At 63.3% G+C, this 7165-nt stretch carries 10 protein-coding genes; 4 read left to right on the forward strand and 6 right to left on the reverse strand.

Annotated features, from left to right (window positions below; all coding sequences use genetic code 11):
- From VNH11_26615 to VNH11_26635, 5 genes are all read right to left on the reverse strand, one after another.
- On the reverse strand, positions 1-743 hold a 743-nt coding region (locus VNH11_26615; GenBank protein ID HVA49967.1), incomplete at its 3' end, for a polysaccharide biosynthesis/export family protein.
- 206 nt (positions 744-949) lie between these two features.
- Positions 950-1081, reverse strand: coding sequence for a hypothetical protein (locus VNH11_26620; GenBank protein ID HVA49968.1), 132 nt, complete (start codon positions 1079-1081; stop codon positions 950-952).
- 72 nt (positions 1082-1153) lie between these two features.
- Positions 1154-2428 (reverse strand): protein-L-isoaspartate(D-aspartate) O-methyltransferase, encoded by a 1275-nt coding sequence (locus VNH11_26625; protein HVA49969.1) that lies wholly within the window; start codon positions 2426-2428, stop codon positions 1154-1156.
- A 22-nt stretch (positions 2429-2450) separates the two neighbouring features.
- Entirely contained in the window at positions 2451-2921 is a 471-nt protein-coding gene (locus VNH11_26630) for a hypothetical protein (GenBank protein HVA49970.1), read from the reverse strand.
- A gap of 165 nt (positions 2922-3086) precedes the next feature.
- Positions 3087-3383, reverse strand: coding sequence for a hypothetical protein (locus tag VNH11_26635; protein ID HVA49971.1), 297 nt, complete (start codon positions 3381-3383; stop codon positions 3087-3089).
- A gap of 302 nt (positions 3384-3685) precedes the next feature.
- Between VNH11_26635 and VNH11_26640 the strand changes: the two genes are divergently transcribed.
- Genes VNH11_26640 through VNH11_26655 form a run of 4 tightly spaced genes read left to right on the forward strand, consistent with a single transcriptional unit; the run spans position 3686 to position 6575 of the window.
- Positions 3686-4471 (forward strand): DUF4114 domain-containing protein, encoded by a 786-nt coding sequence (locus VNH11_26640; protein HVA49972.1) that lies wholly within the window; start codon positions 3686-3688, stop codon positions 4469-4471.
- Between the two features lie 33 nt (positions 4472-4504).
- Positions 4505-4960: a TadE/TadG family type IV pilus assembly protein gene (locus VNH11_26645; GenBank protein ID HVA49973.1), complete on the forward strand. Its 456-nt coding sequence runs from the start codon at positions 4505-4507 to the stop codon at positions 4958-4960.
- A gap of 7 nt (positions 4961-4967) precedes the next feature.
- Positions 4968-6137, forward strand: a complete 1170-nt coding sequence (locus VNH11_26650) for a TadE/TadG family type IV pilus assembly protein (GenBank protein ID HVA49974.1) — start codon at positions 4968-4970, stop codon at positions 6135-6137.
- A 9-nt stretch (positions 6138-6146) separates the two neighbouring features.
- Positions 6147-6575, forward strand: coding sequence for a TadE family protein (locus VNH11_26655; GenBank protein ID HVA49975.1), 429 nt, complete (start codon positions 6147-6149; stop codon positions 6573-6575).
- A gap of 92 nt (positions 6576-6667) precedes the next feature.
- Here the strand turns inward: VNH11_26655 and VNH11_26660 are convergent.
- On the reverse strand, positions 6668-7165 hold a 498-nt coding region (locus VNH11_26660), incomplete at its 5' end, for a hypothetical protein (protein ID HVA49976.1).

Consider the following 7165-nt stretch of genomic DNA (forward strand, 5'->3'; position numbering starts at 1 on the left):
CCCGTGATCGGAAACTTGACCACCGCATCGCCCAGGCCCGCTCCGTCGGTGATCACGTAATAGAACTTGCTGTTGTAGGCGTAGATGTCGACGGCCACGCGGGGACTTTCCAAGAACTCGCTGAGGTGCGTCTCGATCGCCTGCCGGGCCTGTTGCTGCGTCAGACCGGTGACAAACACTTTGCCGTAGGTGCCCAGCGTCACTTTGCCGTCGGGCCCGACCATATGTTCGCCGGCGATTTGCTGCGCCCCTGCGCTTTGGGCCAGGCTGACGTGCGTGGTGGGGTCTGAGAGAAACTCTTGCAACTTATGTTCGACGGCCCGCGTCGCCTCGCGGATTTCGAGTCCCGCGACCTGCACCGCTCCGTAGGGCGGCCCGAGGTCGATCGCTCCACCCGGTTCGACCACAAATTGGCCGTCGATGGGCTGATCGGGCAGCGCGCCCGGCGCCTGAACGGTGAGCAGGTCGAGGCTCTCGATGCGGTAAGGCGATTTCGGTACGACCTTGATGGCATCGATCATCAGGATGTCGGGAGGTTCGATCACATAGTCGGGCATGGCTACCTTGGCGAGCTCGCGCGGCACATCGGGCGGCGGCGGCGGAACCTTGGCCTCCAGATGGCCGCGTGGCGGCGCCCAATAATGCCCTCCCAGCTTGCTCGAGTGGCAACCTGACAGGCTCATCGACAGCGTGAGCACCGCGACGATGACGCGCTTCCGGCGGTCTTGCGCTGACCATCCCATGGCCCGAATGCCTCGTTTGGAAAAAAACCCGTGAAAGCTCCTTGGGCAGTCATCGGCTGGTAACGACTATCCGCTTGCGATCAGTTTTGCGCTTCGGAACGGTCGCAACGCAGATGCCTAGCTTGCGCAAGGTGCCCGGCGATGGGATGCGCGAAGAGAGGGCGACTTTGCGCTGCCGGCGCGCTGGACCGAGCGCTAGTTATACTTCACGCGGCCGAGAATGAGACGTTTTGCCGTGAGGAAAAGCGGTGGCTGGGGCAGAGCTTGGCCAGATAGCGGCTGGCGCCCTTCAAGAGCGTGGCGGCCAAGCGATGCCTCGGTGCGTCCAACCGGGGCATCGCCTGGCCGCCGAGATGAACGAAGTGCCGGCCTCCACTTGGCCAGGCTCTGCCCCAGCCACCGCCAATGTCTCATTCTCGGCCGCCTGAAGTATTGTGCGCCGGCAAGGCGGCGACGGCCGTGGAGCGAACGTCGTCGAAGGAAATCTCGCCGGTGGCGCCCAACAGCCCGATGGCAACCACCGCCAATCGCGCCGAGCGAGGCACGTTGAGTTGGCCCTGTTGTCGCCTCCAGGACAGGTTGCCCGACCACGGCCCGACCACGGCCTGTCCGATCGGCGATTGCTCGTCGTTGAAGAAAGTCACCAACACCATCGCCTGATGCTCGACCGCCGGGCCCGCTTTGACGTTGGCCGTGCGGACCCACAGGTCGATGTCGAGCCGGGCGACTTGACGCCCGTCGACGCCGATGCCTTGCAGTGCCTGGCCGTGGCGGCCGGGCACCGAGTTCGTGATCGTCAGGCACTTCTTGCCCGACGGCGCATTGTCGAGCGACTCGACCTTGGCCTGCCGCAGGTAATGCCAGGCCTCGGGTCGATCGGCGAACCGCGAGGGCTCCTCAAAATCGCCGTTGACGAGAACGCCGCCGGCAAATGGGCCGCGCCGGCCGCCATCCAGCGCGGTGCCCGTCATTGGCACGAACAGCGTCGGCTCCAGCGCCTCTTGGACGAGCTTGCCGTCGCGCTTTTGAAACAGGTAAAGCGTTTGCTGGTAGCGCTCGCCGACCGGCACGATCATCCGGCCACCCTGCTTCAACTGGTCGATGAGCGGTTGTGGCACGTTGTCGGGCGAGCAGGTGACGATGATCTTGTCGAACGGCGCGTACTGCGGCCAGCCCGCATAGCCGTCGCCGATACGCGGATGAACGTTATAGCAACCCAGCCGCCGGAGCGTTGTGGCCGAGCGGCGGCCGAGCGGTTCCACGATCTCGACGGTGTAGACATCGCGTGCCAGCTTGCTGAGCACGGCGGCTTGATAGCCGCTGCCCGTACCGACTTCGAGCACTTTGTCGGTCGGTTGCGGGTCGAGCCGCTCGGTCATCATGGCCACCATGAAGGGCGGCGAAATCGTCTGCCCTCCGCCGATCGGCAGGCACATGTCAAAGTAGGCGTATTGCCGCTGGTCGGGCGTGACGAACTCGTGCCGCGGCACCGCGCGCATGACCTCGACCACGCGGGCATTCTTGACGCCGGCCGCGACGATTTGCTCGTCGACCATCTTATCGCGCTCGCGCTGCCAGCGGTCGGGCCGCTGTGCCGAGGCTGGTTGTGCCGAGGCTACCTGCACCAAGATTGCCGAAAGGGCCGCCAGGACGGCCACAACCGTATGCGTAGACTTCCTTGTCATTCGCCCAGCCTCCTTGGCGGGCCTAAAACATGCCCATGCCCATGCCCATCCCACCCGAGCCGCCCGACGAAGACGGGTAGTTTCGTGCCGGGGCGCCGCCCCCGCCCCCAGCGCCCTTGGAAGGATAGTAGTGAGAGTAACTCCTGAAACTCGCTCCGCGCCCGGTCGGTCGAATCGTGTTCACCGGACCGTAGGGTCCTTCCTTCGCCTGCTGCTGCAGTTGTTGGTTTAGGCCTCGAATTTGCGCGTTCTGGGTCTGCTGGTACGACTGCTGCTGCACCTGCGGCTGCACCAGCGTGAAGTAGTTGAAGCCTGGATCGCCGCCGGGCCGGGCCAGGTTCAAATAGGGACTGACAATCGGCTCGGTATTCATCGATTGGTAGCGGCGGATGCCGGGCCGCCGTATGGCCTGCGCCGTCGCGATCGAGCGACCGTCAAAGGCCCAAACCAGTGCCAGCCCGCATAGGCTGACGCGAAACAGCGATTTCAGCATTGCAAGCACCCCCAAAAAGAAGAGTCATTCCCAGGCCGCGACTTCTTTGTATCAAAACTCGTCGTCGGGATCCAGCTTTTTTTGGCCGAGAGTCCCGCACAGGCGGCACATTCCGTTTCATCGGCCCATATGGGGGCTGCACTTTCGCCGTTCTTGCCGGGGCCCCTAGTCGGACATCGAGAAGCGGGCCGTCGTTTCGTAGAGATCCCCCTTTTCGGCGGTCGACGTCAGCGCCACGAGAACCTGAACGATTTCGCCCGTGGGTGACTCGATCCTGACCGCGAGTTTCTCCGCGCGAAAGCTGCGGGCGTGAATCAGCCTCAGTCCCAAATCGGTGATGCTGTGCAAGATCACCCAGCTTCGCGTGTCGCGGCTGGGTCCTTCGCCGTCGATTTCGACGGCCGAAGCGACGACGGGCCGGATTTGCCGTGCATTCGGTTCCGTGGACGTCAATTGATCCATTAAATCTCCGAAATTCTTGATGCGGGGGCGATAAGAGTCCATGGTCTCAATCGGTGCTACCGGCACCTGCTGCGAGTTCGCCGCCGGACGCTTGGGCGATCTCTGGGTGTAAGTTGGACGGTGCCTGGCCGGAACGCGGAAGTGGGCCCACGTCGGCCGGAGAAGCCGGGGAGTTTGACAGCCCCCGCTGACGAGCTAGGTTTGCATAGGAGTTCGGCAAACCGTGTCGGTCAAGCCGGACGACGCGCAGTTCCCCCGGCGCAGTTTCTGTTGCCCGTTTCAATTCTCAAAGAGGCGCTACCATGCAGTTTCGACGATTCCGTTTGTTGTTGGGGCTCGTTGTTGTCAGCGGCTGGTCCGTGTCGGCCTCGGCCCAAACTTTATCGAAATACCAGCCGTCGCAGCGTCCGCTGGGACTACCGCTGATTGGCCAAACCTACCTGGATGGCACCGATGCCACGTCACAGGCACTCGACGCGTACAAGCAGAGCTTCCTGAACGCGATTACCACCAATCTTCCGGAACACGTCGCCTTTACAGGGGCCAACTTGAACCAATTGGATCCCACGCGGCTGTATTTCATGTTCGACTATGCGCCGCGCATCTATTACATCTATGAAGGCGCCTGCTATAACAACGCTCTGGGAGTCACGATCGCCACGGTGAGCGCCCCCACCAACAAACCGACGACGGGAACCAGCTATACCGTGTTTCCCTTCGTCCACTCCAGCATCAGCCCCGTCTGCTCCAGCGGATCGGGCAAACGCTCCAGCAGCGAGCCGCTGATGGCCGGCGATTTCGTGCAATTGCCGACCGTCAAAGCGGGCCAGCAACTCGCCTTTTTCATCATGGCCAACATGGACAGCAACAGCGATCCGGCTGACGTTTACTACAACGGCAACTCCAACAACCCCGACAACTTTCAGCACCTGATCTCGTTCTTTCCCGACGACAGTCAGTATCTGATCATCGGTTTCGAAGACATGTACAATGGCGGCGACAAGGACTGCAACGACTTGATGTTCGTGGTCGATATCGGCCCCAACAACGCCGCCGCCCTGCGCAACACGTCGTCGTTGCCGAAATAAGTTTCGCCTCGCGGGCCGGCCCAAGGAGCATTCATGAGCGATCGACCGCCCTTGCCAGCGGGCGCAGCCGCCACCCGGCGCCTACTCCGGGGCAGTCGCCGGGGGACGGCAGCCGTGGAGCTGGCCCTGTGCCTGCCGCTGTTGCTGACGACCGGTTTGGGCATGATCGAAATCACGAACCTGGTGTCGATCCAAGCGCGGATGCAAGCGGCCGCTTACGAGGCGGCGCGCTTGGCCACGCGGCCGACCACCTCGAACGCGACCGCGGCCAGCAGCGACCAGGTGAAGACCTACTGTCAGACCTTGCTCACGCAGCTTGGCATCAACGGGGCCACCGTTACCTTGACACCAAGCGACCTCTCGACGGCCACGCCACAAACCCTCGTGACTGTGGCGGTCAGCGCGGCCTGGAAGCAGAACTCGCCCACGTCCTTCGTTTTGCAGAACTCACCTACTCTTTCCGCCCAGACGACGTTAATCGTCGAATAGCAGTTTCATGACACAAAACAAAACCAAAACCCACGGCCGACTCAGGCATCCGCGACGCGGGGCCATTGCCGTGCTCGTGGCGGCGACGATCGGCATGCTTTTAATCCTGGCCGCGTTCGCGATCGACGTCGCCTATATGCAGCTTGTGCGCGAGCAACTTCGCATCGCTTGCGACTCGGCGGCCAAGGCCGCACTGGTCAATTACGGCGCCACGCAAAACCAGTCGACGGCCGCCGCGTTCGCCCAAACCGTGTCGAACAACAACCTCGTCGCCGGAAAGCAGTTGAATCTGCCATCCAGCAGCATCCTGTTTGGCAACGCCACCCAGGGTTCCGACGGAACGTACGCGTTTTCCCAGACCGGCTCTCCGAAGAACGCGGTGCAGGTCTCGGCCAGCGTGGCCCCGCCGCTGTTTTTTCGGACTTTTCTGCCCGGCGGCACTTTTGCGCCCCAGGAAGTTTCGCTCGCCACCCGCGCCAGCCACGACATTTGCCTGGTGCTCGATCGTTCGGCCTCGATGGCCTTCGACCTGAGCAGCAACGAATTCAGTTATCCGCCCGACGTGAGCGCCGGCAAGAACCCGTTGCAAGTTTATTTCACGGCGCCGAGTTCCACCGGCAGCCGCTGGCAAGCGCTGACGGTGGCCGTGGACGATTTCGTCGGCACGCTCCAGGCCCGGAACCTCGACGTCCACGTGGCGCTGGTGACGTACGCCGAAACGTACACCTTCGGCACCTACTCGTCGACAGAAGCCTCGCTCGACGTGCAACTGACGTCGAACTACAGTCAGATCGACACGGGCATGAGCACCTGGGGGCAGCAGCCGCTGATCGGTGATACGAACATTCAGGCCGGCCTGGCACTGGCCCAGACGGAACTCACCGGGCCCCGCTCGCGGACTACGGCCGACCGAACGATCATCCTGTTCACCGACGGCGTGGCCACTTCGGGCAACACCGATATCGCCAGCTTGACGTTGAGCGACCGCACCAATTCACAAATTGTGACGCACGTGATCACCTTCGGCGGGGAGGCGGCGTCGGGCGCCGTGCAAACCGAGATGATGCAGGCGGCCGCGAACGGCAACGGAATGTTCTTCAATGCGCCGTCCGCGGCCGTGTTGCAGCAAGCGTTTCAAACCATCGCCGACAGCCTGCCGGCGGTGCTCATCAAATAGGAGTGCTCCATGGTCCGCCAACGGGCCGCTCGCGCTCGCCGTGGCGCGGCGGTGGTCGAATTGGCCTTTTGTCTTCCGATTCTGCTGACGGTCGTGTTCGCGATTCTGGAGTTTTCGCGCAACTTGCAATTGCAGCAGACCCTCCGCGAGGCGGCGTTTGAGGCCGCCCGTGCGGGAATTGCGCTCGACGCCTCGGCGTCGGACGTGACCGCCACCGCGACGAGCATCACCAATATCGCGGCGATCAAAAGTCCGACGATTACGGTCGCTCCCAATCCGCTGACGTACAGCAGCCCCACGATCAGCGTCACGGTATCGACCACACCAGCGGCCAACGGCTGGTTTCTCAAGTTTTTCAACTCCAGCAGCGTGATCTCGACGACGGTCACGCTGAATCGCGAAGTGCAATCGGTCTCGGTGCCCGGCTCAGGGAGTTGATCGCCTGACCGCTCCCTGGCCGGCTTTGGCCCAGCCACCGAGATCGCCACGTTCGGTCCGCGCCACGCAACAAGCGGTTGCCGGCAGACGCGTCAGCCGATCAAGCCGAAAACCGCGTCGACCAGCGACTCATACGCCCGACTGACCGCCTCAGCCGATTTGCCGGCCATCCCTTCGACGACGGCGACGATCTCGTCGATCGGCTCGCCGGTCACGGAGCCGGTCATTTCGCTGGCCGGCTCCGTTGGCAGGGCGGTACTCCATTCGGACGACGGACCCGCCAGAGGCGAGCTCGCCCGCGCGGAACCTTCCGCCGCAAAGCCGAACTCGGCGACGGAGGCGCCATGCCGCGATGAGCCGCCGCGTCCGGCTGCGGCGCTCTCCTGCGCCGACCGAGAGACATCATCCCCACGGGATTTCGCCGCCGAGGGTGCGAACGGGCGGGCCTTCCCAACTCCCAGGTCGAAGTCGCCCGACGACTCTTCGCCCTCGGTCGCCAGGTCGGCGCCGTCGCCGCCGAACAGCGAGTCGAGGGCCAAATCGGCATCCAGCGGACCTCCGAGCCACGACCGCCGCATACCGGAGGTTCC

The organism is Pirellulales bacterium (assembly GCA_035533075.1).
Lineage (GTDB): Bacteria > Planctomycetota > Planctomycetia > Pirellulales > JAICIG01 > DASSFG01.

Bases quoted from the DNA above. Each gene is read 5' to 3' on its own strand.
- VNH11_26645 (HVA49973.1), top strand. From the start codon at position 4,505: ATGAGCGATCGACCGCCCTTGCCAGCGGGCGCAGCCGCCACCCGGCGC.
- VNH11_26635 (HVA49971.1), bottom strand. From the start codon at position 3,383: ATGGATCAATTGACGTCCACGGAACCGAATGCACGGCAAATCCGGCCC.
- VNH11_26630 (HVA49970.1), bottom strand. From the start codon at position 2,921: ATGCTGAAATCGCTGTTTCGCGTCAGCCTATGCGGGCTGGCACTGGTT.
- VNH11_26625 (HVA49969.1), bottom strand. From the start codon at position 2,428: ATGACAAGGAAGTCTACGCATACGGTTGTGGCCGTCCTGGCGGCCCTT.
- VNH11_26655 (HVA49975.1), top strand. From the start codon at position 6,147: ATGGTCCGCCAACGGGCCGCTCGCGCTCGCCGTGGCGCGGCGGTGGTC.
- VNH11_26650 (HVA49974.1), top strand. From the start codon at position 4,968: ATGACACAAAACAAAACCAAAACCCACGGCCGACTCAGGCATCCGCGA.
- VNH11_26620 (HVA49968.1), bottom strand. From the start codon at position 1,081: ATGCCCCGGTTGGACGCACCGAGGCATCGCTTGGCCGCCACGCTCTTG.
- VNH11_26640 (HVA49972.1), top strand. From the start codon at position 3,686: ATGCAGTTTCGACGATTCCGTTTGTTGTTGGGGCTCGTTGTTGTCAGC.